Origin of the sequence: Deinococcus alpinitundrae, from assembly GCF_009982895.1 — a bacterium.
Taxonomy (GTDB): Bacteria; Deinococcota; Deinococci; order Deinococcales; family Deinococcaceae; genus Deinococcus; species Deinococcus alpinitundrae.
This window is the reverse complement of sequence record NZ_WXZL01000002.1, coordinates 67,260-91,123: the sequence shown is the minus strand read 5'-3', so window position 1 is coordinate 91,123 and position 23,864 is coordinate 67,260. Positions and strand designations below refer to the sequence as shown.

General features: G+C 64.5%; 21 protein-coding genes. 13 read left to right on the top strand and 8 right to left on the bottom strand.

Annotated elements, in window-relative coordinates:
• Positions 1-55: 55 nt before the first annotated feature.
• From GUI70_RS02140 to GUI70_RS02125, 4 genes are all read left to right on the top strand, one after another.
• A complete protein-coding gene (locus tag GUI70_RS02140) occupies positions 56-676 on the top strand; it encodes an NADPH-dependent F420 reductase (protein ID WP_161880651.1) in 621 nt (206 codons plus the stop codon).
• Positions 677-845: 169 nt separating this feature from the next.
• A complete protein-coding gene (locus tag GUI70_RS02135; protein WP_161880650.1) occupies positions 846-2,027 on the top strand; it encodes a thiolase family protein in 1,182 nt (393 codons plus the stop codon).
• A complete protein-coding gene (locus tag GUI70_RS02130) occupies positions 2,024-3,205 on the top strand; it encodes an acyl-CoA dehydrogenase family protein (RefSeq protein WP_161880649.1) in 1,182 nt (393 codons plus the stop codon). The genes GUI70_RS02135 and GUI70_RS02130 overlap by 4 nt, the downstream gene beginning before the upstream one ends.
• Positions 3,206-3,430 carry a hypothetical protein gene (locus GUI70_RS02125; RefSeq protein ID WP_161880648.1) on the top strand — a complete coding sequence of 75 codons (225 nt, stop codon included), beginning with the start codon at positions 3,206-3,208 and terminating at the stop codon, positions 3,428-3,430. It abuts the gene before it with no gap.
• A 39-nt stretch (positions 3,431-3,469) separates the two neighbouring features.
• Here GUI70_RS02125 and GUI70_RS02120 read toward each other — a convergent pair whose 3' ends face one another.
• Positions 3,470-4,543 carry an NAD(P)-dependent alcohol dehydrogenase gene (locus tag GUI70_RS02120; RefSeq protein ID WP_161880647.1) on the bottom strand — a complete coding sequence of 358 codons (1,074 nt, stop codon included), beginning with the start codon at positions 4,541-4,543 and terminating at the stop codon, positions 3,470-3,472.
• Positions 4,544-4,640: 97 nt separating this feature from the next.
• On the opposite strand from GUI70_RS02120, the gene GUI70_RS02115 reads away from it, so the two are divergent.
• The 6 genes from GUI70_RS02115 to GUI70_RS02090 all read left to right on the top strand — a co-directional run bounded on the left by GUI70_RS02115 (position 4,641) and on the right by GUI70_RS02090 (position 12,164).
• Positions 4,641-6,083: an argininosuccinate lyase gene (locus tag GUI70_RS02115; RefSeq protein WP_161880646.1), complete on the top strand. Its 1,443-nt coding sequence runs from the start codon at positions 4,641-4,643 to the stop codon at positions 6,081-6,083.
• A gap of 100 nt (positions 6,084-6,183) precedes the next feature.
• A complete protein-coding gene (locus GUI70_RS02110; RefSeq protein ID WP_161880645.1) occupies positions 6,184-7,434 on the top strand; it encodes an extracellular solute-binding protein in 1,251 nt (416 codons plus the stop codon).
• A 207-nt stretch (positions 7,435-7,641) separates the two neighbouring features.
• Positions 7,642-8,565, top strand: a complete 924-nt coding sequence (locus tag GUI70_RS02105) for a carbohydrate ABC transporter permease (RefSeq protein ID WP_161880644.1) — start codon at positions 7,642-7,644, stop codon at positions 8,563-8,565.
• Positions 8,565-9,443, top strand: a complete 879-nt coding sequence (locus tag GUI70_RS02100) for a carbohydrate ABC transporter permease (protein WP_161880643.1) — start codon at positions 8,565-8,567, stop codon at positions 9,441-9,443. The genes GUI70_RS02105 and GUI70_RS02100 overlap by 1 nt, the downstream gene beginning before the upstream one ends.
• 149 nt (positions 9,444-9,592) lie before the next feature.
• The gene (locus GUI70_RS23925) at positions 9,593-10,486 is read left to right on the top strand and encodes a DUF4384 domain-containing protein (RefSeq protein WP_202630372.1); all 894 of its coding nucleotides are present in this window, start codon (positions 9,593-9,595) and stop codon (positions 10,484-10,486) included.
• A 127-nt stretch (positions 10,487-10,613) separates the two neighbouring features.
• Complete coding sequence (locus GUI70_RS02090) at positions 10,614-12,164, top strand: S8 family peptidase (RefSeq protein WP_161880642.1); 1,551 nt, start codon at positions 10,614-10,616, stop codon at positions 12,162-12,164.
• Positions 12,165-12,218: 54 nt separating this feature from the next.
• On the opposite strand, the gene GUI70_RS02085 is transcribed toward GUI70_RS02090, so the two are convergent.
• From GUI70_RS02085 to GUI70_RS02060, 6 genes are all read right to left on the bottom strand, one after another.
• The gene (locus GUI70_RS02085; protein WP_161880641.1) at positions 12,219-12,497 is read right to left on the bottom strand and encodes a hypothetical protein; all 279 of its coding nucleotides are present in this window, start codon (positions 12,495-12,497) and stop codon (positions 12,219-12,221) included.
• The gene (locus GUI70_RS02080) at positions 12,490-13,347 is read right to left on the bottom strand and encodes a phytanoyl-CoA dioxygenase family protein (RefSeq protein ID WP_161880640.1); all 858 of its coding nucleotides are present in this window, start codon (positions 13,345-13,347) and stop codon (positions 12,490-12,492) included. The genes GUI70_RS02085 and GUI70_RS02080 overlap by 8 nt, the downstream gene beginning before the upstream one ends.
• A 78-nt stretch (positions 13,348-13,425) precedes the next feature.
• Complete coding sequence (locus GUI70_RS02075; protein ID WP_161880639.1) at positions 13,426-14,427, bottom strand: ABC transporter permease; 1,002 nt, start codon at positions 14,425-14,427, stop codon at positions 13,426-13,428.
• A gap of 1 nt (position 14,428) precedes the next feature.
• A complete protein-coding gene (locus GUI70_RS02070; protein WP_161880638.1) occupies positions 14,429-15,439 on the bottom strand; it encodes an ABC transporter permease in 1,011 nt (336 codons plus the stop codon).
• A complete protein-coding gene (locus GUI70_RS02065) occupies positions 15,436-16,968 on the bottom strand; it encodes a sugar ABC transporter ATP-binding protein (protein WP_161880846.1) in 1,533 nt (510 codons plus the stop codon). The genes GUI70_RS02070 and GUI70_RS02065 overlap by 4 nt, the downstream gene beginning before the upstream one ends.
• 245 nt (positions 16,969-17,213) lie before the next feature.
• The gene (locus GUI70_RS02060; protein WP_161880637.1) at positions 17,214-18,182 is read right to left on the bottom strand and encodes an ABC transporter substrate-binding protein; all 969 of its coding nucleotides are present in this window, start codon (positions 18,180-18,182) and stop codon (positions 17,214-17,216) included.
• 376 nt (positions 18,183-18,558) lie between these two features.
• On the opposite strand from GUI70_RS02060, the gene GUI70_RS02055 reads away from it, so the two are divergent.
• A complete protein-coding gene (locus GUI70_RS02055) occupies positions 18,559-19,521 on the top strand; it encodes an ArsR/SmtB family transcription factor (protein WP_161880636.1) in 963 nt (320 codons plus the stop codon).
• 365 nt (positions 19,522-19,886) lie between these two features.
• Here the strand turns inward: GUI70_RS02055 and galE are convergent, their stop codons facing one another.
• Positions 19,887-20,879 carry a UDP-glucose 4-epimerase GalE gene (gene galE / locus GUI70_RS02050; RefSeq protein ID WP_161880635.1) on the bottom strand — a complete coding sequence of 331 codons (993 nt, stop codon included), beginning with the start codon at positions 20,877-20,879 and terminating at the stop codon, positions 19,887-19,889.
• Between the two features lie 213 nt (positions 20,880-21,092).
• On the opposite strand from galE, the gene GUI70_RS02045 reads away from it, so the two are divergent.
• Together GUI70_RS02045 and GUI70_RS02040 are read left to right on the top strand one after the other, a co-directional pair.
• A complete protein-coding gene (locus tag GUI70_RS02045) occupies positions 21,093-22,106 on the top strand; it encodes a LacI family DNA-binding transcriptional regulator (RefSeq protein ID WP_161880634.1) in 1,014 nt (337 codons plus the stop codon).
• A 340-nt stretch (positions 22,107-22,446) separates the two neighbouring features.
• A complete protein-coding gene (locus tag GUI70_RS02040) occupies positions 22,447-23,772 on the top strand; it encodes an extracellular solute-binding protein (protein WP_161880633.1) in 1,326 nt (441 codons plus the stop codon).
• Positions 23,773-23,864 lie beyond the last annotated feature (92 nt).

Sequence of the window (23,864 nt, the reverse complement as noted above, 5' to 3'; positions counted from 1 at the left end):
GAGCGTATGGCTGTATAGCTCGCTTTCTTTTCCAAAGTGCTTTTATAATCGACGTATGAAAATAGGCATTCTCGGTGCAGGACACATCGGCAAAGCACTCGCCCGGCTGCTGGCCGAGGCAGGCCACGACGTCGGCATCAGCAATTCACGCGGCCCCGACACGCTGCGCGACCTCGCAGCGCAACTCGGGCACGGCGTCAAGGCGTTCAGCAACGAGGACGCGGCCCGCTTCGGCGAACTGGTCATCGAAACGGTGCCGTTCGGAAATTACGCCGACTTGCCTGCGGTGCAACTCAAAAACAAGATCGTGATCGACACGGCCAACTATTACCCCCAGCGCGACGGAGAAATTGATCTGGGCGGTCTGTCAGAGAGCGCCTTCATGGCCCGCCATCTGCCGGGGGCGCGGGTGGTCAAGGCCTTCAACGCCATTCAAGCGGCCCACCTGGAAACGCTGGGCGACACCAGCAAGCCGCTCAGCGAGCGCCGGGCCATTCCGATCGCCTCGGACGACGCCGAGGCCAAGGCGGTGGTTCAGACCTTGATTGAAGCGATCGGCTTCGCGTCAGTGGACAACGGCGATCTGGAGCACAGCAAGAACCAGCAGCCCGGCACGCCGATTTACGGAGCTGAGGTGAACGCCGAGCAGGCACGGGAGATTCTGGAGAAGCAGTAACCTCAAAAACCAACTGGCGCTGGCCCTTCCCCTTGATGGGGCGGGGCCATTTTGCAACCTCTCCCCGACTCGCCGCGCCGACTTTCCCGCACACTCTCACACTCCCCACCCTCTCTTTTGCCTACCCTGAACGGTATTCACCCCAGCCTCTCAAACTCAAGGAGTCTTCATGTCCAAAGCCGTCATCGTTTCCGCATCCCGCGTGCCCACCGGCAGATTCATCGGCGCTTTGCAAGAGGTCAGCGCCATCGACCTCGGCGCGACCACCCTGAAGGCCACCTTGGCGCGGGCCGGAATTGACGCCGCCCTCATCGAGGAGGTCATCATGGGCCAGGTCGTGCAGGCAGGCAGCGGCCAGAATCCGGCGCGGCAGGCGGCGCTCCGGGCGGGTCTGAGCAACGAGGTCGGCGCGCTGACCATCAACAAAGTCTGCGGCTCGGGCCTCAAGGCGGTGATCCTGGCGGCCCAGAGCATTCGGGCGGGTGACCAGCAAGCGGTGCTGGCGGGCGGCATGGAGAGCATGAGCAACTCGCCGTATCTGCTGCCCGGAGCGCGCAAAGGCTACCGCGCGGGCAACCAGACGGTGGTGGACGCCAACACCCAGGACGGCTTGTGGTGCTCAATCAACGACGAGGGCATGGGCATGACCGGTGAACGGGTGGCCGACAAGTACGGCATCGGGCGCGGAGCCCAGGATGAGTACGCGGCGGGCAGCCACGCCAAGGCGGTGGCGGCTCAGCAGGCCGGGCGCTTCGACGACGAGATCGTGCCGGTGACGGTTCACGGGCGCAAAGGTGACACGGTGGTCAGCCAGGATGAAGGCCCGCGTGCCGACTCCACCCGCGAGAGTCTGGGCAAGCTCAAGCCTGCCTTCAAGAAAGACGGCGGCACCGTCACGGCGGGCAACGCGCCGGGCCTCAACGACGGCGCGGCCAGCTTGCTGATCATGGGCGAGGACGCCGCCGCCGCGCAGGGCCTCAAGCCCCTGGCTGAGATTCTGGACTACACGACCAGCGGCATGGCTCCCGAATGGCTGATGATGACCCCGGTTCCAGCCACCCGCAAGCTGCTGGAGAAGTTGAAGATGCAGGCGGGTGACATTGACCTCTGGGAACTCAACGAGGCCTTCAGTGTGCAGAGTCTGGCCGTCAGTCAGGAACTCGGGTTGGACGCGGCAAGGGTCAACGTCAACGGCGGCGCGGTGGCGCTGGGCCACCCCATCGGCGCATCGGGGGCCAGGATTTTGGTGACGCTGCTCTACGCCCTGGCGCAGCAGAACAAGGAACTCGGCGTGGCGACCTTGTGCATGGGCGGCGGCAACGGGCTGGCGCTGGCCGTGCGGCGGCTGTGAGCAGCACTCAGACCAGCGCTCAGAGCGGCTTCGGTTTCCAGCCCGACGACGACCAGCGCCTCATCATCGAGCACGTGCGGGCCTACTGCCGCGAGCAGATCGCGCCCCTGGCCGCCGAGTACGACCGCAACGGCGCGTTTCCCTGGCCACAACTGCGTGGGCTGGCCGAGTTGGGCCTGCTGGGGGCCACCGTGCCGGAGGCGTGGGGCGGCTCGGGTCTCGACAGCCTGACCTACGCCCTGTGCCTGGAGGAAATCTCGGCGGCAGACGCCAGTGTGGGCGTCATCGTCAGTGTGCAAAACGGCCTGCCCACCCAGATGCTGCTGGGGTACGGCAGCATCGCCCAGAAGGAAAAGTACCTGCGCTCGCTGGCGACGGGGCAGCACATCGGCGCATTTTGCCTCACCGAATCGGGGGCCGGGTCGGATGCGGCGGCGCTGAAGCTGCGGGCCGAGCCGGACGAAGGCGGCTGGACCTTGAACGGAGCCAAAGCCTGGATCACCAGTCTGGGCCAGGCGCAGACCTACCTCGTCATGGCCCGCACGGGCGGCGCGGGGGCCAGCGGTGTGAGCTGCTTCGTGGTCGACAAGGACGCGCCGGGCCTCTCGTTCGGCAAACCCGAGGAGAAGCTGGGCCTGCACGCGGCCCACAGCGGCACGGTGCAGTTTGACGGCGTGCGGGTGGGCCGAGATCAATTGGTGGGCGAGGAAGGCATGGGCCTCAAGATCGCGCTGGGCAGCCTCGACGCCGGGCGCATCGGCATTGCCATGCAGGCCATCGGCATCGCCCGCGCCGCTTTCGAGGCCGCCACCGACTACGCCCTGGAGCGCGAGCAGTTCGGCAAGAAGATCTCGGAATTTCAGGGCGTCAGCTTCAAGATCGCCGAGATGGCCGCCCGCATCGAGGCCGCCCGGCTGGTGGCGCTCAAGGCCGCCTGGCTCAAGGACCAAGGCCAGGCATTCGGCAAGGAGGCCAGCATGGCCAAGCTGCTGGCCTCCGACACGGCGGTGGACGTGACCCGCGACGCCATTCAGGTGTTCGGCGGCAACGGCTACAGCCGCGACTTTCCGGTGGAACGGCTCTACCGCGACGCCAAAGTCACCGAGCTGTATGAGGGCACCACCGAGATCCAGAAACTGGTGATCTCGCGGGCGGTGTTCCGCGAACGGGCCAGGTGAATGTCGGGCGTCGAGCTTGAGGTGATCCTGAATGCCGACCAGCCGCAGGAAGCCGAGATTTTTCGAGCGTGGGCCGGAGAAAATGGGCTGGACGTGGACGTGCTCAGCAACGCCGGCTGCGGCTGCTGCGTGGACATCTACAGCTTGTTCGCCACGCCCCAGGCTGCCCGCGTCCTCGATAGTCGGCTGCGGGCGGTGGGGAGCGGCGTGAACTTCAAGGCCTGAGTTCCGGCACATCGAAGAGCACGGCCCCGGCTCCGTCCATCACTGATTTTTCAGCGACGCCATATCGATCACGAAGCGGTACTTCACGTCGTTTTTGAGCATCCGCTCGTAGGCCGTGTTGATATCCTGCATCTCAATCATCTCCACGTCGGCCACGATGCCGTGCTCGCCGCAGAAATCCAGCATTTCCTGGGTCTCGGCGATGCCGCCGATGTTGCTGCCAGCCACGCTGCGGCGGTGCGAGACGAGCTGCATACCGTTGACGCCCACCGGTTCCAGCGCGCCCACGATGACGAGCTGGCCGTCGCGGCGCAGGGTCTTGAGGTACGGTGCCAGGTCGTGCGCCGAGGGCACCGTGCTGAGAATGAAGTCGTAGCTGTTGCGCACCGCTTTCATGGCGGCCTGATCGCTGCTGATGACCACCTGGTGCGCCCCGAGTGCCAGGGCGTCGGCGGCCTTGCCCTGAGACGTCGTGAAGACCGTCACGTCCGCACCCAGCGCGCGCGCCAGCTTGATGCCCATGTGGCCCAGCCCGCCCAGGCCCACCACGGCGACCTTGTGGTCGCTGCCGATCTTCCAGTGGCGCAGCGGCGAGTACATGGTGATGCCCGCGCACAGCAGCGGGGCCACCGCCTTGAGGTCGAGATTCTCCGGCACGCGCACGGCGAAGCTCTCCTTGACCACGATCTCGGTGGAGTACCCCCCATACGTCGGCTCGCGGGACTCGCGCTCGCGGCCATTGTAGGTGGGGGTCGCGCCGTTCTCGCAGTACTGCTCGTCGCCCTCAGCGCAGGCGTCGCAGTGCTGGCAACTGTCGACCAGACAACCCACCCCGGCCAGGTCACCCACCTTGAACTTGCCGACCGCCTCGCCCACCGCCGTCACCCGCCCCACGATCTCGTGGCCCGGCACCAGCGGATAAATGCTCGGCCCCCACTCGCTGCGGGCCTGGTGCACGTCGGAGTGGCACACACCCGAGTAGAGAATGTCGATCTGAATGTCGTGCGGCCCCACCGCCCGGCGGGTGATCGGGTGCGGCGCGAGCGGGGTGCTGGCGCTCTGGGCGGCGTAGGCATTGACGGTGCGGACGGCGGACGGTTCGGGAGCAGTCATGCGGGCCACTCTAGAGCACCCGCACCCGGACTTCGTTCGGACCGCTGCGCCGCCAGCAGCGCTAGACTGGCGCGTATGGTCTTCTCGGAGCTGCTCGGTGTGGCATGACACCTACCTCGAAGCGGTGCTGCGGCCCGACTACGAGTACGCCCGCGCCCACCTGCTGCCGCACCTGTTCGATGCGCTGAGCGCCCACGCCTGGATGCTGGAGGTGCAGGGTGTGGCGGGCGCGGGCCGGGCGCTCGAACTGCTGCGCGAGCTGCGGCAACGCCCGTTTCCGGCCTACGATCCCAGCATCGAGGATGTGTTCTTTACCCTGGACCGGCAGCTCTCGGAGCGCGACAAGCAGGCGGCGGGAGCACTCCGCACCGCCCTGTCGCGCAACGACCTCGACATGACCATCTACCGCCTGAGCGCCCGCGCGCGGCTGATGCGGGCCATTCTGAGGCTGATGACGCTGCGCCTGACCCTGCTCGATCTGGCCGGACGCGAGAAAGAGACCCTGATCGTGGCCTACACCCACCACCAGCCCGCCCAGCCGACCACCCTGGCACATTATCTGTGCGGCCTGGAAAATGTGCTGTCGCGCGACGTGGAGCGGCTCTTCTCGGCGCTGGACCGGCTCAATCTCTCCCCGATGGGTGCGGTCGCCCTGGGCGGCACCAGCTTTCCGATCGACCGCGCCCTGACCGCCGAGCTGCTGGCCTTCGGGCGGCCCATCGAGAACACCTACGACGCCGTCTCGACCAGCGATTGGCAGGTCGAGGTGGCCGGAGCGGTGACGACGGCGGCCACCACCCTGTCGCGGGCCGTCCACGACTTGCTGTTCTGGGCCTCGCGGGGGCTGCTCAGCCTGGCCGACGGTCTGGTGCAGGGATCGAGCGTGATGCCGCAAAAGCGCAACCCGGTGGCGCTGGAGCACGCCCGTACCAAGCTCAGCAAGGCTATCGGCGCAGCGGGCAGCATCGTCCTGAGCGCCCACAACGTGCCGTTCGGCGACATCAACGACCCCGGTCCCGATATGCAGCCGCCACTGCACACCATGTGGCAGGAATTCGGCGAGGCGGTGGATTTGCTGACCGTGACGCTGCTCTCGCCCACCATCAACCGCCAGCAGTGGCGCGAGGAGGCCAGCGGCGGCGAGGCGGCCGTCACCGAACTGGCCGACGCGCTGGCAAGGAGTGGTCAGGGCGGCTTCCGGGAAGCGCACGCCGCCGTCAAGGCGCTACTCTCACGGCTGCACGGTGAGGGGCGCAGTCTCAGCCAAGTGCAGCAGACCGACCTTGAGGCGGTGGGTGTGGCGCTTCCGGAAGCGGTGTGGCGCGCGGCGCTCGACCCGGCCAATTTCGTGGCGCGGCGCACGACCTACGGAGGGCCTGCGCCCGAGACCATCAGCGGCCACCTGACCTTTGCCCGCCAGCGCCTTGAGGCTGACAGCCAGCGCCACGACGGGGCCAGTGCCCGCTTCGCCGCCGCCCGCGCCGCACTGGAAGGCCGCTCCTCAGAGAGCGCTGAACCCACCAAAGGTAATTCAGTCTGAGACAGCAGGGCCGAACATTCTCTATGCTTCGTCTCATCTCAACTTCACGCGGGACAGGCGCCGCCTGACTGACCCGCCCGCTGCACCCTGGAGGAATGCCATGAAGAAACTGCTCACGCTGGCCCTTGGCCTCTCAATTGCTTCTGCAGCCGCTGCGCCGGTCACCATCACCTACTGGCAGTACGATTACGCCAGCAAGGTCACGGCCATCAACGAACTTATCAAGAAGTTCGAGGCCGCCAACCCCGACATCACCGTCAAGCAGGAGAATTTTCCCTACGACGCCTATAGCCAGAAGGTCGCCTCCAGCGTGCCCGCCGGACAGGGACCGGACGTGGTGAACCTGTATTACGGCTGGCTGCCGCAGTACGTCGACGCCGGATACTTGCAGCCGCTGCCCACCAAGGACTTCCCCACCGTGCTGACCGACGCGACCTACGCGCCGATGGTCAAGACCGCCAAGATGAACGGCAAGTACTATGCCCTGCCCACCGCCGTGCGCACCCTGGCCGTCTTCTACAACAAGGACCTGTTCAAGGCCGCCGGCATCAAAACGCCGCCCAAGACCTGGGACGAGTTCATCGCCGACGCCGGAAAGATCGTGCAGGGCGCGCCGCCGAGATACACCACACTGGGCTTCGGCATCCAGCCCGACGGCCAGGACTACCACGTGTTGCGCGAGGTGCTGGTGCGGCAGTTCGGCGGCCAGCCGTACAGCAAGGACGGCAAGACGGTCACCTACAACTCCGACGCTGGAGCCAAGGCCATGGCCTTTTACACCGACTTGCAGACCAAGTACAAGCTGGGCGTGCCGAACTTCTTCCCCGGCAACAACAGCTACCGCGACGCCTTTATCGCGGGCAAGGTCGGCATGATCATCGACGGCTCGTTCGCGGTGGGCACAATCAAGAGCGGAGCCAAGTTCGACTGGGGTGTGGCCCAGTTGCCGGTGCTGACCAGCAATGCCAAGGAAAAGGACAACTTCGGCTCCTACTGGGTCAACGGCATCACCAAGAACGCCAAGGGTGACAAGCTGGCCGCCTCGGTCAAGTTCATGAAGTTCCTGACCAGCGCCGAGACGCAGCGCTACTGGTTGCAGAATGTGGGCGAGATTCCGGCCAGCCGTAAACTGGCCGCTGACCCGGCGCTGCGCAAGGACCCGGTGTTCGGACCGTTCGTGGCCAGCTTGCCCTACGCCTCCTCGACGGTGTTCGTGGACGAGGCCGGGCAGCGCAAGGCCTGGGTGGACGCCATCAACACCGTGCTGCTCCAGGGCAACTCGCCCGCCAACGCCGTGAAAGCGGCGGCGACCAGCGAGCAGAAGGTTCTGGACGATTATTACAAGAAATAAGCCACTTTCCTGCTGATCTCGCGGCCAACTGACCGGCTTGGGTTCGTTTGCCATTCACCCGACACGCTTTCACAGCTTTGCCTCGCCCTTCCAAAAGGACACAGGTCAGGTTGTGAAGGCGTTTATTGAGGCCGGAATGAGAAGAAGAACCATCACCTCCCGCGTCCCCACTCAGCCGACCGCCGACTTCACGGAAACAGGTTCTGTGTGACTGCCTCGCCCGCGTCCGTCCCGCTGCGCCGCCCCGGCAGCCTCAAGCGCCGCCAGACCATCACCGCCTACACCTTCTTGCTGCTGCCGCTGCTTTTTTTCCTGATCGTGCGCTTTCTGCCGACGCTGGTGGCGCTGCGGCTGAGCCTGTACGACTGGAACATCCTCAAGGAAGTGCAGCCCTACGTGGGCGGCAAGAATTACAGCCGCCTCGTCCAGGACGCCATTTTCGGCAAGGCCCTGGTCAACACGGCGCTCTATACCCTGATCGGCGTTCCGGCACAGATCGTGCTGGGACTGGGCGTGGCGCTGCTGCTGGGCAAGATTCGGGCGCTGCAAGGGCTGTTCCGGGCGCTGTACTTCGCGCCGTATGTGACCCCCATCGTGGCCGCCGCCTGGGTATGGCAGTGGCTGTTCAGCCCGCAGTTCGGACCGGTCAACACCTTCCTGATCTGGCTGCATCTCCCGCCGCAACCGTTCCTGACCTCGCCGGGCCAGGCGCTGGCGACCACCACCGCGCTGGTCGTGTGGCAGAACCTGGGATTCCAGGTCGTGCTGTTTCTGGCGGGCCTCTCGGCTATTCCGCGCACCTTCTATGAGGCCGCCGAGATCGACGGGGCCTCGGGCAGCGCCGCGTTCTGGAAAATCACGCTGCCACTGCTCAACCCCACTATCGTCTTCAGCGTCGTCACCGGCACCATCAGTTACCTGCAACTCTTTACCCAGGTCGTGAACCTCAACTTCACCGATCAAGGCGGGCCGCTGGGCAGCACCATGACGGTTGCGCTCTACATTTACCAGATGGCGTTCGGCCGGTTTCAGATGGGCTACGCCTCGGCCATCACGGTGGTCCTGTTCGTGATTATTCTGGTGATTACTTTACTGCAACTCAGGTTTCTGACCCGGCGGGTGGATTACTGATGACCGTGACCCAGCAGACCGATCTGACCACTGCCCACACCCCCACACCGCCGCGCCGCGATATCAAGACGCTGCTGGCGTATCTGGTACTGGCCATCGGCGCAGTCGTGACCCTGTTTCCGTTCGCCTGGATGCTGCTGACCAGCCTCAAGAGCTTTCAGGAACTGTTCAACCTGGGCTTTTTCCCCGAGTCGCCGACCGTCGCCAACTACACCCAGGTCATCACCCAGACCAAATTCCTGACCTGGTTCGGCAACAGTTTGCTGGTCGCGGGCGTGACCACCCTCAGCGTGCTGTTTTTCGACTCGCTGGTGGGCTACACGCTCGCCAAATTCGACTTTCCCGGCAAGAACATCGTATTTATCCTGATTCTCTCGACCCTGATGATTCCCACCGAGATGCTGATCATTCCCTGGTTCGTGGGCGTCACCGACATTCATCTGCTCAATTCCACGCCGGGAGCCTACCTCTCGATCATGTTTCCGGGCCTGATGAGCGCCTTCGGTGTCTTCTTGATGCGGCAGTTCTTCGAGGCGCTGCCCAATGACCTGATCGAGGCAGCACGCATCGACGGCATGAGCGAGTTCGGCATCTTCTGGCGGGTGGCGCTGCCGCTGGTGCGCCCGGCGCTGGCGAGCCTGGCCATCTTCAGCTTTCTGGGCAACTGGAACGCCTTTTTATGGCCGCTGATCGTCATTCAAAAGCCCGAGTTCCGCACCCTGCCGGTGGGCACGGCACTCTTTAACGGCGAGGCCGGAACCCAGTGGGGGCTGATCATGGCGGCGTCGAGCCTGGCGGTGATTCCAGTGCTGCTGGTCTTCGCCTTCTTCCAGAAGCAGATCATCGAGGGCATCGTGCTGACGGGTCTCAAGGGCTGAACTGGGACCGGAAGCTCTGGCCACCACCCATTGTGGTCGAGCGGCCCTTTTTTCTCTCAGGACTGCACGCTGGAGGTTGCCCGCCTTTTCTCAAGTGAATCTTCACCTCCATTCAGCTTGAGGTCAGTCCCAGACCCTAAACTCCTCTCATGAAAAAGTTCATGCTTCCGCTCAGCTTGACGTTGGCTGCCACGGGCAGCGTCTACGCTGCGCCCACCATCAGTGCCCAGAGCATCATCGTCAACCCGGTGCCCAGCGATGTGCAGGTCAAGGTCTGGATCGACCGCGACGCCACTGGCAAAAAAACGCCCGACTACGCCATCAGTGACGCCATTCGGGTTTACACCAGCGTCGATCAGGACGCTTACGTCTATCTCTTCAGCGTGTCCTCGGACGGCAGCATCGATCAGATTTTGCCGAACAACTACACCAGCGGCGACAACTTCATCAAGGCGGGCAGCGTCAAGACCTTCCCCGACAAGGGTGACAAGTTCGTCTACAACATCGCCGGGCCGGTCGGCATCAGCAAGGTGCTGGCGCTGGCGAGCACCACCAAGCTCGATCTCGGCAGCCTGTCGAGCTTCAAGAGCGATCAGAAGCTCGCCACCGTGTCGGTCAAGGGGCAGCAGAATCTGGCGCAGGCGCTGTCGATCGTCGTCAACCCGGTGCCGGACAAGAGCTGGTCGACCGATGTGGCGCTGCTCAACGTGACGCCCAAGCCGGTGGTGCAGGCTCCCGCACCCGCCATGACCACGACCACCACCACGACCACCATCACCATCCGGCCCTACACCGACGCCAAGTACGCCCGCCCCACCAAGGTCGACAACGGTAAGGGCTACGTTTTCCGCTCGAACGCCCAGGTTGACGAGCTGCTCAAGTACTACAGCGCCGAGCTGATCAAGGCCGGGTACACGCAAGACGACCAGACCCTCAAGCGCGACTCGGCAGTGGCCCATTTCTCACAGGGCAGCACCAAAACCACCCTGACCATCAAGAACACGGCAGGCAAGATTGAAGTCAGCGTGGTCAGCGCAAACTGAACAACTGATTGCTGTCGACGGGGAATCCTCCATAAGGGATTCCCCGTTTTTGGTAACTCCTCCGAGCCACAAGACTTCATCAGGCATCTGTGAGCGACCGTCAGCTTCGGGCCGCTACAGTCAGAGGATGCAAAGACATGCCGCCTTATTTCTTGCCCTGAGCCTCAGTGCCCTGACCCTGAACTCGGCGCAGGCCGGGCATCTCTCGCCCAAGCTCCAGGAAAAAGCCAACCGCCATGACGCGGCCACCATCGGCGTGCTGGTGCGCTTCAAGTTCGACACCCCGCCGGGCGGGAAAAGCGCCAAAGAACTGCGTAAGCAGCTCAAGGACGTGCTGGGCAAACTCGGCTCGGCCAACGCCCTCCTCAACAAGCTGCTCAAAACCAAGGGCAAGGGCGCGGAGCTGTGGCTCGACCACTCGGTGTACCTCAAGATGACGCCTGCCCAGGCCCAGGCGCTGGCCAAGCTTCCGATGGTCGAGGAAGTCTTCGAAAACTTTCAGGTCACGGTGCCGCGTGCCAGCGCCCTGAGTGTCGCCGCCGCGCCTGCGGGCACGCCCTGGCACCTTCAGGCCATTGGCGCACCGCAGGCCTGGGCTGCCGGGTTTCGCGGCCAGGGCATCCGGATTGGACACCTCGATACCGGCATTGATCCGAACAACCCTGAGCTGGCCGGAAAACTCCTGGCGTTCGCCGAATTTGGCGCGGACGGCGAGCGTGTGAGCAGCGCCCCACACGATTCCGAGCAGCACGGCACCCACACTGCTGGCCTGCTGGTCGGCAAGAGCGTGGGGGTGGCTCCAGCAGCCAAGCTGATCAGCGCGCTGGTCTTGCCGAAGTCGCAGGGCACGTTTGCCCAGGTGATTGCCGGAATGCAGTGGGTCATCGATCCTGACGGCAATCCCGACACCAACGACGGCGCCAACGTCGTCAGCATGAGTCTGGGACTGCCCGGCACTTATCAAGAATTCGTGAAACCAGTTCAGAATATGCTTCAGGCCGGAGTGATTCCGGTGTTCGCCATCGGCAATTTTGGCCCGGCGGCGGGCAGCACCGGCAGTCCCGGCAACATCCCCGACGTGATCGGGGTGGGGTCAGTCAATCAGGCGGGTGCCGTATCCGCTTTCAGCAGTCGGGGCCCGGTCACCTGGACGGGTGCCTACAGCGGTACCTTCATCAAGCCCGACATCATGGCTCCCGGCGAGAACATCACGTCGAGCTATCCGGGCCAAGGGTACGGCTCACGTTCCGGCACCTCACAAGCGGCCCCCATCGCGGCGGGGGCGGTCGCGGTGCTGCTGAGCGCCAAACCCAGTCTGGGTATTGTGGCCCTCAAGAGTGCTCTGTTTCAGAGCGCCTCGAACAAGGGCAGCCGCAACAACAACAGTGGCTACGGCCTGATCAATCTGCCGGGCGCGTTGACCCGCCTGGGGCTTCAAGCGGTCCCTGCACCAGCCACGCCTGCGCCGGTCGTACCCACGCCAGTTCCCGTTCCAGTCACGCCCGTACCGACGCCGAAGCCCACACCGCCAGTCGCCAGCCCCACGCCCACGCCCAAGCCGCCGGTTGTCGCCCCCACCCCGACGCCTCCCACTGACGGCAAGGATAAAAAGCCCAATGGTCCCAAGCCGAAGCCGCCGAAGCGGCCCAAGCCGCCCAAGAATGGCAAAGACAAGTAAACGTGTTCAGCCATTGCAGGCGGTGATTCACCGGCTTCGCCGCCTGCTTTGCCCCTACGGCTGACCCGCTGGAGATGAACCGCCTTTCCCCAGCAGCTTGAGCCGGAGTTCCTGCCCGCCGTCTTCCGCGCCCAGCACATCCAGTACCCCCACCCGGAAGCGCGCGCCGTCGTGCATTTCCAGTTCGCCCTCGTCCTGCACGGCGGGCCAGACTGCCTCGCCGGGAGCCTCCAGCCGCACCCGCAGCTGACCCCGGTTGCCCTCCAGCGCGGCGATCTGGCCGGGGTAAGCCGCGCCGCCAAAATGGGCCGTCAAGGCACGCGGATCAGGCATCGCCCATCATCAGCCCCTCGATGGTGTGCCCCTGCATGATCGGCTCAAGCTGATCGACCAGACGGCACAGCAGATGCTCGCGCAGCTCCGGCGGCAGCGAGTCGTAGAAGCGGCGGGTCACCTGGAAGTCGTGCTTCTCGTGGTTGCCCGCACCCGGCGCGTCGACGCCCAGCACCAGGACCGGACGCGGTTTGTCGGAGTGGTTTGCGGTGCCCCGGTGAATGGTCAGCGCCGAGCGCACCGAGACGTCACCCATGCGCGGCATCTTGAGCTGTGAGCGGGCCTGGTAGCGTTCGTAGAGCGAGGTCGGCGGAAACATGCCGTGGTCGTACTCGCTGGGGTCGTCCCACTGGGTACCGGGCGCGATATCGAACGGCCCCATGTCGGGTTCCACGTCCACAGTGGTCAGGTTGAAGGCCAGTGAGTTGAGGCGGCGCTCCACCAGCGTCTGATCGGTGGCTGGAAAATCGCGGTGCCAGGGCTGGTCGCGCGCGCCGGGGTTGGGCACGTCGAAGCCGATCTCGACGAACTGATAATTTGGCCCCAGCACCGCCGCGCAGACCGCCTGCACCCAGGGGTGGCTCACCAGCTCGACGAAGCCGCGAATGTCTTCCGGGTGAATCTCGACGTAGTGGCGGTTGGTGCCGCGCCCCACCGCGCCGCCGGGCCGGGCCAGGGCGTCTTTGTACAGTCCGGCTAGATCCTCGCCGAGTGCCGCCACCCATTCTCTTGAAAAGGCCCCCTTGAGGCCGGTGATACCGTCGCCGTAGATGGCCCCCATGATGCTGGCAGTGTCGTACTGGGGCGCGGCGTTGGAGGCGGTCGCTGGAGACTGATCGAGTGTGGTCATACCTTCACCTCTGGTGAAAAGGGAGAGACGGGAAAAACTCAGTTGCGGAGACGTTCAGTTTACACCTCGGCAAGAGGGCTAGCTTCGGCCCTTTTGCCGGGCCAGCCGACTTTGCAGCACCACCACCAAAAGCAGAAATCCGCCGCGAATCACGCTTTGCCAGTACGGCGAGAGCGAGATGATGCCCTTGCCGTTCTCGAAATTGAGGATATTGAAAATGAGGCCCAGCAGCATCGCCCCGACCAATGTGGACCAGACGCTGCCGGTGCCGCCGGTCAGCAGCGTGCCGCCGACGACCACGCTGGCGATGGCCGAGAGTTCCCAGCCGAGGCCCTCGGTGGGCTGCCCCGCGCCGAGCTGTGAGGCCAGAATCAATCCCGCCAGGCCCGCCAGCGCACCCGACAGCACGTACACGCCCAGCTTGATGCGGCCCACGTTTAGGCCCATCAGCTTGCTGGCGTCCTCGCCGCCGCCGATGGCCAGCGCGTGGCGGCCAAACGGCGTGGCGCGCAGGGCCACTGCCCCGAGAACGAAGGCGACGATCATCATGACGCCCGGCACCGGCAGCCGCAGCAGATCGCCCTGCCCGAACCAGGTGAAGACCGTGTTACTGGTGTCCACGCCCACGCCGCCCTGGTTGCGGGCCAGCAGCAGCGCCAACCCACGCGCCCCCAACAGGGTCGCCAGCGTCGTGATGAACGGCTGGATGCCCAGCCGGGCGATGATCCAGCCGTTGAGCAGGCCGACCAGCGCCCCGGCTAGCACCGCGCCGAGGAGCGCCGTGAAGGCCCCGTACGGGCTGAGCAGCGCGGCCACCACACTTGACATGGCGACCACGCTGCCCACCGAGAGGTCGATGCCGCCGGTCATGATGACAAAGCACATACCCAGCGAGATCAGGCCGAACATGGCGTTGTAGCGCAGAAACGTCGAGAAGTTGTACTCACTCATAAAGCCGGTGTAGCGCAGCGCCCCAAAGACGATCAGCAGGATCAGGGCGGCCAGCACGCCGTACTGACTCAAGGTACTCAGCAACCGGGTGCGCTTGGCGCGATCGGCCTTGGCATTGGTAGACAGCATCTTATTCCCTCCGGCGGCGCTGCTGGAGCGCCACGGCGATGACGATGATGGCGGCCTTGACCACCAGCGCGGCGGCGTCGGGCACGCCCTTGGCGAGCAGGGTAAAGCGGATGAGCTGGATGATCAGCGCGCCAAACAAAGTGCCCAGCACCTGCGCCCGCCCGCCCGAGAGCAGCGTGCCGCCCACGGCCACCGCTGCGATAGCGTCGAGTTCCATGCCCTGCCCGACCTGGTTGGCATCACTGCTGGAATTGATGGCGATAACGATTAGCCCGGCGATACCCGCCAGCAGTCCGCTGATGGCATAGACCGCCAGCTTGACGCGCGAGACTGGCACGCCTGACAGGCCTGCTGCCGTTTCGTTACCGCCAACGGCCAGCACGTAGCGGCCAAAGACCGTGCGCTTGACCACCCAGTAGGTGAGCGCCACGATGATCAGCATCAGGATGACTTGAAACGGCACGCCGAAGGGTCGGCCCAGCCCGATGTAGGTGAATGCAGGCGTAGTAAAGCTCTGGAGCTGCCCGTTGGTGATGACCTGGGCAATACCGCGCCCGGCGATGTAGAGCACCAGTGTCGCCACGATGGGCTGCAATTTGAGCCGGGTCACGAACAGCCCGTTGAGCACCCCGAAGGCCCCGGCCACCAGCACCGGCACCACGAAGGCCAGCGCGATGCCCAGCCCCTGAAGGCTAGCGAAGGCCGGGTTCAGGAAGATCAGGGGGGCCAGCACGCCGCTGATGGCCATCAGCGAGCCGACCGAGAGGTCCACGCCGCCGGTGGCGATGACCAGGGTCATGCCCATCGCCACGATGATGATGGTCGCCACCTGCGTCAAATTGACGTTGAGGGTCTGCACACTCAGGAAGTACGGGGTGAAAAAGGCGTTGAAGATCAGCAGGGCCAGCAAAATCAGGATGCTGGGCAGCACCTGTTTCAAGTCGGCCAGCAGCCCCTGACCGCCACTGCCCGAGCGGGCCGGGCGGGCGGCGGTATTGATTTCGCCGCTCATGCCCGCACCTGCGGCGGGGTCGGCGGGCGGGGCATGTCTTCCGGCTCCAGGCCCTGCGCCATGGCATGCAGCAGCTGGGCCTCGCTGATCTCGTCGCCCGCCAGATTCGCCACCGTCTTGCCGTCGTGCAGCACCGTCACGTGCTGGCAGCCCTCGATCAGTTCTTCGAGTTCGCTGGAAATCATCAGCACGCCGAGTCCTTCCTGGGCCAGCTCACCGATCAGGCGCTGAATCTCGGCCTTGGCTCCCACGTCGATGCCGCGCGTGGGTTCGTCCAGAATCAGCAGCTTCGGGTTCATGGCCAGCCAGCGGGCCAGCAGGACTTTTTGCTGGTTGCCGCCCGACAGCTCGCGGATCGGCTGATCGGGGTTGGACGTCTTGATCCCGAGGCTCGCGACGAAGCGCTCGACGATCTCAGCCTGCTGGCGGTTGTCGACGACGCCCGCCCTGGACAGGCGCGGCAGCAGCGCCAGGGTGAGGTTCTCGCGCACGCTGAGTTCGGGTACGATGCCCTCAGCTTTGCGGTCCTCGCTGCAAAAGCCCAGGCCCGCTTTGATGGCGTCGCTCGGCGAGCGAAACTGCACCGGCTGCCCGCCAAAGCGCAGCTCGCCCGCGTCCGGCTGATCGGCCCCGAAGATGACACGGGCCAGTTCGCTGCGGCCCGATCCCAGCAGGCCCGCCAGGCCCACCACCTCGCCCTCGCCGACCTCTACCGACGCGCCCTGAAGCCGGGTGCCGCGCACTACCCCGCCGACGCCGAGCAGCGGCTTTGCGCCAGCGCTGCCCTTGTGCTTCACGAAGCCGGTCTGTGCGCCCGCATTCTTGATCTCGCGGCCCAGCATCTGCTCAACGAGTTGCAGGCGGCTGATGCCCTGCATATCTCCGGCATACACGGTGCGCCCGTCGCGCATCACCGTGATGCGGTCACACACCGCGTACAGCTCGTCCAGGCGGTGCGAGACGAAGATCACTGAGACGCCCCTGGCCTTCAGGCCCCGGATCACCCCGAACAGCGTCTCGACCTCGCGCTCGTTGAGGCTGCTGGTCGGCTCGTCCATGATGACCAGCCGGGCATTGATCGACACCGCGCGGGCCAGCGCCACCATCTGCTGAATGGCGGTGCTGAAACTCCCCAGCGGTTCTTTCACGTCGAGCTGAATACCGAGTTCGGTGAGCAGCCGCGCGGCCTCGGCATTCATGGCGGGCCACTGGATCAGGCCCCACTTCCTGGGTTCACGGCCCAGGAAGATATTTTCGGCCACTGTGCGCAGAGGCACCAGATTGACTTCCTGGTAGATGGTGGCGATGCCGCCGCGCTGGGCCGCGAGCGGTGAGGCAAAGTCCACCGGCTGACCCGCGAAGGTGATGCTGCCGCCGTCACGCCGGTACGCGCCGGTCAGCACCTTGATCATGGTGCTCTTGCCTGCACCGTTCTGACCGATCAGGGCGTGAACCTCGCCCGCAGCCACGCCGAGTGAAGCGTTGTCCAGCGCCGTGACGCCTGCGAAGGCTTTCTGGATGTGTTGCATGTCGAGCAGCAGGGGGCCGGATGGAGCCGGGGGTGCAGAAGTGGGGGCGGTCAAGCGCTTCTCCTTGAAGGGTCAGGGTTGAAAACGGGAAACGTCAGGGCGGCGCGGTGCTCTTCTCGCTGTTCTACGGTGCCGTCATTGTGCACCCGGCGCATCAACGCGAGGGGCCGACATCGGCAGCAAAACCGCGCCACGCGGGGAAGCGTGACGCGGCAGGACACTTCATTCAGCGTGGGAAGGCGGGCTCAGTACGCGCTGGCCAGGCCCGCCTTGGCAGATTGCGGGGTGTAGTCACGGTCGGCGTTGATGATCTTGGCCGGGAACTTCTTGCCCGCCGCGTAGCTCTTGAGGGTCTTGAAGGCCTCGGGGCCGAAGCGCGGGTTGCACTCCACGACGTAGTTGATCTTGCCGTCCACGACCATCTGCACCGCTTCCTTGCCGCCGTCGATCGACAGCACCAGGATGTCCTTGCCCGGCACCTTGCCCGCCGCCTGAATGGCCGAGACCGCACCGATGGCCATCTCGTCGTTGTGGGCGTAGATCACGTTGGCTTCGGGGTGGGCTTGCAACAGGGTCTGGGCCACCTGGCGACCCGTGTCACGGGCGAAATCGCCGCTCTGCGAGGCCACGATCTTGAACTTCGGGTTCTTGGCCATCACGTCGTCGAAGCCCTTCTTGCGGTCGTTGGCGGGGCTGGCTCCCACGGTGCCTTCCAGCTCGATGATGTTCGTCTTGCCGCCCGCATTCTTCACCAGCCAGTCGCCGACCCGCTGGCCTTCCTTGATGAAGTCCGAGCCGACGAAGGTGACGTAGTCGGTGCCCGCTTTGGAGAGCGCCGGGTCGATGTTGCGGTCGAGCAAGATCACCGGGATGCCGGCCTTGCGGGCCTCGGCGACCACCGGGGCCAGCGGCTTGTCCTCGCGCGGCGAGAGGAAGATGGCGTCCACTTTCTGGGCAATCATGCTGCGCACGTCGGCGACCTGTTTGGCCGTCGAGCCTGCCGCGTCGGTGTAGACCAGCTGGTAGCCGAGCTTCTTGGCCTCGTCCTGCATGCTTTTGGTCTGGGCGATGCGCCAGGGGTTGTTACTCTCGGTCTGAGCAAAGCCGACCCGGTAAGTCGCCTTGACGGCCAGTTTGGGCAACATGCTCTGGGCGAGCACCGTGCCGGTGACGAGAGCCAGGGCCAGCATGCCGAAGTTCGCAGGTCGTTTCATGGAGTCTCCCGTGGGCGGTGGGGTCACGGCGCGGAGCCGAAAAGCTCCAGAGATCGCCGGGACAACGCCGCAGTTCTGCCGCAACAGAGATGGTTTTGAATGGGTTGTTGCTGAGCGAGGCAAAGCTACCAAATCGGCCCTTAAATGTCAATTTTTCTTGACTGAAATATTACCACGGCACTGATACGAGGTGGGCAGCGGGTGTGCAGCGCAGCCGGGAACCGCCGACTCCAGCGGCTTGACAGCGGCTTCAGGGGCCTTCAGAGTTGGCGAGATGGCTTGTTCCGAGGACGCCTTGCATTACCACCACTAAACTTGTAGATTTGGTGCCAATGCCAACAGGGGGTCAGCAACCAAGGCCCGAGGAGCACTCAGCATGCCGATTGCAGGAAGTAGAACCCTGATCGCGGAGGGAGAGCGCGCGTTGGTTGTCATTCGCGCGGTGGACAGCGAAACGCGAATGTCGATGCTGAGTCTGCTCTCGCACAGCCCGATGAACGTCAGCGAATTGACGGCGGCCATGCAACTGCCCCACTCGACGGTCAATTTCAATCTCAAGCTGCTGGAGGCCGCCGGACTGCTCGATGTGCAGTACATGCCCGGCACGCGCGGACGGCAAAAGCTGATCAGCAAACGCTATGAGGAGATCCTGATCCAGTTGCCCGGCGCAGCCGTCAGCGCCCAGCCGAACGTCGTGGAGATCTCGATGCCGATTGGCAATTACCGCCACTCGGACGTGGTGCCGACTTGCGGGCTGGCCACCGAGGCCAAGCTGATCGGGCTGGTGGATGACCCCAGATCGTTCTACGAACCCGAACACGTATTTGCCCAGATCATCTGGTTTCGGCACGGCACGCTCGGCTACGATTTTCCCAACAACTTGCCGCACGGAGCCGAGGCGTCGGAACTCGAAGTCTCGTTTGAGCTGTGCTCCGAAGCGCCGGAACACGATCTCGACTGGCCCTCGGATATCACGGTCTGGCTCAACAACACCGAAATCGGAACCTGGACCAGTCCGGCAGATTTCGGCGGCAGCCGGGGCAAACTCACGCCGCTGTGGTGGCCGATCAACCACAGCCAGTTCGGGGTCCTCAAGCGCTTCAAGATCAACCGCGAAGGCAGCTTCATCGACGGTAAACAGGTCAGCAGCCTGCCCATTTCGGCGCTCAACCTCACCGGGCAGCCACAGATTCAAATGAAGGTGGGCGTCAAGAGCGACGCCCGGTACCAGGGTGGCGTCAACCTGTACGGCCGCAAGTTCGGCAACATCGAGCAGGACATCGTGATGCGGCTGTGGTACGAGTTCCGGGAAGGCGAGCGGCCCTACATCATCAAATAGGGTCCCGCAAAGCGGCGGGGTGGCACTCGGGGGAACGTGGGCCGGGTTTTTTCCGGTATGCTGACGGCAGAAAATGGGCCGGATCGGCACTGGCGGTCATACGCCGAATTGGAGGAGACTGCTCAAAAGTATGCTCCTTCTTTTCGTTTAGGTCAGCTGTATCTAGTGGTTTGATATGGTTTTCTCGATCATCGTGTAGGGCCTGAGCGTGGGGCGGCTGGCGGCCAGGGTAGGCGCGGCGAAGGCGGAAAGTGCGCCGCACGGACCGTAACGCTGCCGTGAGCTGACATAGATGCCGAGATCATAACGCCGCCGGGCGACTCCTCACAGGGCCATTCCCAGCGGCTGGTTTTTTGGATGCTCGCTCAGCTTTCGAAGCCGTGCGGGTGGGTACGGTGCCAATCCCAGGCGGTCTTGACGATGCCCTCAAGGTCAGTGAACTTGGGGTCGAAGCCCAACTCGGTATTAATTCTTGTCGGATCAGCCACCAGCGAGGGCGGATCCCCTGGGCGGCGCGGCCCTTCCTCACGTATCAGCGGCTTGCCCACCACCGCGTCCACCGCGTCGAGCACCTGCCGCACCGAGAAGCCGTGGCCCAGGCCCACGTTGTAGGCTTGCCCGCTCGCGCCGCCGCCCACGAGCGCTTCAATCGCCAGCACATGCGCGTCGGCCAGATCGAGGACATGCACGTAGTCGCGCACGCAGGTGCCGTCAGGGGTGGGGTAGTCGGTGCCGTGCACGAACATCTTTTCGCGCTGGCCGAGCGCGGTGAGCAGCGCCAGCTCGATCAGGTGGGTCTTGTTGGGGTGGTCCTCGCCGATGGTGTGGTCGGGCGCGGCGCCGCAGACGTTGAAGTAGCGCAGCACGGTGTAAGGCAGACCGTGGGCCACCCCGAAATCGTGCAGAATCTGCTCGACCATCCATTTGCTGTGGCCGTAGGTGCTGGTTGGGCGCTTGGGGGCGTCCTCGGGAATCGGCACGCTCTCGGCGTCACCGTAGACGGCGGCCGTCGAGCTGAACACCACCGGAATCTTGCGCGTCTCCACGATGGCCTGAAACAGATTCAGGCTGCCGGTGACGTTGTTCTGGTAGTAGCGGCCCGGCGAGCGCATGCTCTCACCCACCTCGATCAGCGCCGCGAAGTGAATGACCGCGTCGGGCCTGGCGCTCAGCAGCGCCGCCTTGAGGGCTGCCGGGTCGAGCAGATCGGCCACGATCAGTTCCACGCCTTCCGGCAGGGCTTCTCTGTGGCCGCTCGACAGATTGTCCAGCACCGTCACCGTGTGTCCGGCGGCCCGTAGTTGCCGCACCGTATGCGAGCCGATATAGCCCGCGCCTCCCACCACCATCAGCTGCATCCTTCTCCTTGTTTGCGTTTGCGCGGAACGGACGTCCACCCAGCTCCTCGGCGTTATTCTTGACTGCTCGGCCCGAGATTTTACCATCTGCCGGGCCGGCCCCGGCGGCGCGGTCCTGCGTCACCGTGCCCAATACGCTAGCGTGCGGCCCATGTATGTGTTCGCTACGTCCTGTAAGGCCCGGCGGTGCGGGTGAGCAAGCGGGAAAAGGCCGTGACCATCTACGACGTCGCTCAGTTGGCGGGCGTCTCAGCGTCCACAGTGTCCAGGGTGGTCAACGGCAAGAAAGTCGATCCGCTGATGACCGAGCGGGTGCGCCAGGCAATCACCACCACCGGATTTCAGCCGAACCAGCTGGCACGCGGACTCTATTTTCAGCAAAGTCGCATGCTCGGCTGCATCCTGCCGGACATCTCCAATCCGTTTTACGCCACGCTGTTCATGGCTGTCGAGCGCCGGGCGCTGGAAGACGGCTACACCCTGCTGCTGGGCAACACCCTCGACGAACTCAAACTCGAAGCGCGGAACTTGAGAATCATGTCGGAGCGGCAGGTGGACGCCATCATTCTGACCGGCGGGCGCATCAACGAGGTCCGCCCCACCGCCGAGTTGCTGGCCGACACCAAGCGTATCCAGCGGCGCACCCCACTGGTGCTGGTCAACGGTCACCTCGACGGCCTGGAGCTGTCCACCGTGCAGGTCGATGAGGTCGAGGGCGTTCGCGCCAGTGTCCGGCACCTGCTCGCACTGGGCCACCGCCGCATCGCCTTCCTGGGCGGCGTGCCTCATGTGCGGGCCACCATTCAGAAGCGCGAGGCCTTCGCGCAGGAACTCGCCGCCGCCGGTGCGCCGCCAGGCCTGACCCTTGACGGCATCTACACCCTTCAGGCCGGTGCTGACGCGATGCGGACTGTGCTGAACCTGCCGCGCCATGAGTGGCCCAGCGCCATTATCGGCATCAACGATCCGGTGGCGGTGGGTGCGGCCCACGTCGCGGTGGGTGCGGGGCTGAGTATTCCGCGCGACCTCTCGGTGGTTGGATTTGACGACACACCGCTGGCCTCGACGTTCTACCCGGCGTTGACCACCGTGAGCCACCGCTACGAAGCACTGGCGAACCTGATCGTCGACGCGGCAATTCGTAGCATTGACGGCGAACAGGTGCAGCAGGTGCTCGACCCGAGTCTGGTCGTGCGCGCGTCGAGCGGCAGGTCGGCCTCCTCCTGAGCCGCTTCTACGGCTGATCAGAGTGGTGAGCTGGATACAATTTTCCTTCTCAGCAACCGGTTGCTGTTGACAAATCTCGGCATCCAACTTAGATTGATGACCTAGATAACCGACATTCAAAGCGTCACTGGCCAGGCACCTTATGCGGCTTGGTGGGCGGCGGTTTTCTGAGCACTTTTTGAGACAAGTACTTTTTGAACAAGCCGTGTTTTCGAGAAGGTCTACTCCTCTTTGAAGCCCTCTCCTCTCGAACCAGCTCCCTCTAAACAGAAGTGGGAAAGGGACGCTGCGTCGTTTCTGCTCTGCCTACTCCGAAGTTCCTACGTCCCCAGGAGGACCCATGAAGAAAACTGCGCTCAAATCCGCTGCCCTGCTGCTTTCGCTGGCCCTGGCCGCCAGCACCGCTCACGCCGCCGACCCCGCGTTTCCCAAGGCCCCCAGCGGCCCGGTGACACTCGAAGTCTGGTCCTGGGTCCCGGGCCTCGACAAGACAGTCGCCGCCTTCACCAAGCAGTACCCCAACATCAAGATCAAGATCCTCAACCTCGGCGGCGGCCCGGCCACCTACACCAAGCTCCAAACCGCCATTAAGGCCGGAAGCGGCGCGCCCGACGTGGCGCAAGTCGAGTACGGCTTCCTGCCTGCCTTTGCTGATACCGGCGGGCTGGCCGATTTGAGCAAGTACGGCGCGGGCGACTACAAGAAGTACTTCGTGCCCTGGACCTGGGGGCAGGTCAGCCCCGACGGGCAGGCGGTCTACGCCATTCCGCAGGACACCGGCCCGTTTGCCATGGTCTACCGCGACGATCTGCTCAAGAAGTACAACATCGCCGTGCCCAAGACCTGGGCCGACTATGCCAAGGCGGCGGCCACCGTCAAGACCAAGAGCGGCGGGAGCGTCAAGTTCGGCAACTTCTACTCCACCTTCGCGCCCTGGTTCATGGCGCTGGCCTGGGCCGACGGCGGGCAGTTCTTTCAGCGTCAGGGCGACGGCTGGACGCAGACCCTCAACAACGCCAGCGCCAAGAAGGTGCTCAATTACTGGAACGATCTGATCAAGAAGGGCCAGGTCGGCACGCTGGCAGGCTTCAGCGCCGATTACTGGAACGCGGCAGGCGCGGGCAAGCTTGCCACCAACATGGAAGCGGCCTGGGGACCCGGCGGCTACGCGGGCAGCCTCGGCACCAAGTCGGCGGGCATGTGGCGTGCGGCTCCGCTGCCGCAGTGGACGGCGGGCAGCAGCGTCAAGAGCGGCAACTGGGGTGGCAGCAGCAACGTTGTGACCACCCAGAGCAAGAACCCCGAGGCGGCCACCCTGTTCGCCCTGTGGCTCAACCTCTCCTCCTCGGCCGTCACCGCCGACTGGAACAACGGCGGCCTCTTCCCGGCTTCCGACGCCGGTCTGGCCCTGCCTGCGCTGGCCGTGACCAGCAAGAACCCCAGCAAGTTCTTCGGCGGCCAGAACATCAGCTCGGTCTACGCCCAGGCTTCGCGTGGCGTGAACGTGAACTTCCAGTGGGCACCCTGGTTCCCGTTCGTGAACGACAACTTCAGCAAGCAGATCGACAAGATGCTCAAGGGCCAGTTCACCCCGAATCAGGCACTCGACGCCTGGCAGGCCGAGTCGCTGGCCTACGCCAAGCAAAACGGTTTCACGGTCAAATAAGGTCGCCCGGCTGCTGGCAGATCACCACCGCCAGCGCCGCCGGAAGTGAAGCAAGCACACAACTCCACGACACAGCAGCCTGACGAATCGAC

Coding starts and splice junctions, on each gene's coding strand:
- GUI70_RS02120 (WP_161880647.1), bottom strand. CDS start 4,543: ATGACTGCTCCCGAACCGTCCGCCGTCCGCACCGTCAATGCCTACGCC.
- GUI70_RS02110 (WP_161880645.1), top strand. CDS start 6,184: ATGAAGAAACTGCTCACGCTGGCCCTTGGCCTCTCAATTGCTTCTGCA.
- GUI70_RS02075 (WP_161880639.1), bottom strand. CDS start 14,427: ATGCTGTCTACCAATGCCAAGGCCGATCGCGCCAAGCGCACCCGGTTG.
- GUI70_RS02085 (WP_161880641.1), bottom strand. CDS start 12,497: ATGCCTGATCCGCGTGCCTTGACGGCCCATTTTGGCGGCGCGGCTTAC.
- GUI70_RS02090 (WP_161880642.1), top strand. CDS start 10,614: ATGCAAAGACATGCCGCCTTATTTCTTGCCCTGAGCCTCAGTGCCCTG.
- GUI70_RS02140 (WP_161880651.1), top strand. CDS start 56: ATGAAAATAGGCATTCTCGGTGCAGGACACATCGGCAAAGCACTCGCC.
- GUI70_RS02055 (WP_161880636.1), top strand. CDS start 18,559: ATGCCGATTGCAGGAAGTAGAACCCTGATCGCGGAGGGAGAGCGCGCG.
- GUI70_RS02080 (WP_161880640.1), bottom strand. CDS start 13,347: ATGACCACACTCGATCAGTCTCCAGCGACCGCCTCCAACGCCGCGCCC.
- GUI70_RS02070 (WP_161880638.1), bottom strand. CDS start 15,439: ATGAGCGGCGAAATCAATACCGCCGCCCGCCCGGCCCGCTCGGGCAGT.
- GUI70_RS02125 (WP_161880648.1), top strand. CDS start 3,206: ATGTCGGGCGTCGAGCTTGAGGTGATCCTGAATGCCGACCAGCCGCAG.
- GUI70_RS02135 (WP_161880650.1), top strand. CDS start 846: ATGTCCAAAGCCGTCATCGTTTCCGCATCCCGCGTGCCCACCGGCAGA.
- galE (WP_161880635.1), bottom strand. CDS start 20,879: ATGCAGCTGATGGTGGTGGGAGGCGCGGGCTATATCGGCTCGCATACG.
- GUI70_RS02060 (WP_161880637.1), bottom strand. CDS start 18,182: ATGAAACGACCTGCGAACTTCGGCATGCTGGCCCTGGCTCTCGTCACC.
- GUI70_RS02065 (WP_161880846.1), bottom strand. CDS start 16,968: ATGCAACACATCCAGAAAGCCTTCGCAGGCGTCACGGCGCTGGACAAC.
- GUI70_RS23925 (WP_202630372.1), top strand. CDS start 9,593: ATGAAAAAGTTCATGCTTCCGCTCAGCTTGACGTTGGCTGCCACGGGC.
- GUI70_RS02040 (WP_161880633.1), top strand. CDS start 22,447: ATGAAGAAAACTGCGCTCAAATCCGCTGCCCTGCTGCTTTCGCTGGCC.
- GUI70_RS02100 (WP_161880643.1), top strand. CDS start 8,565: ATGACCGTGACCCAGCAGACCGATCTGACCACTGCCCACACCCCCACA.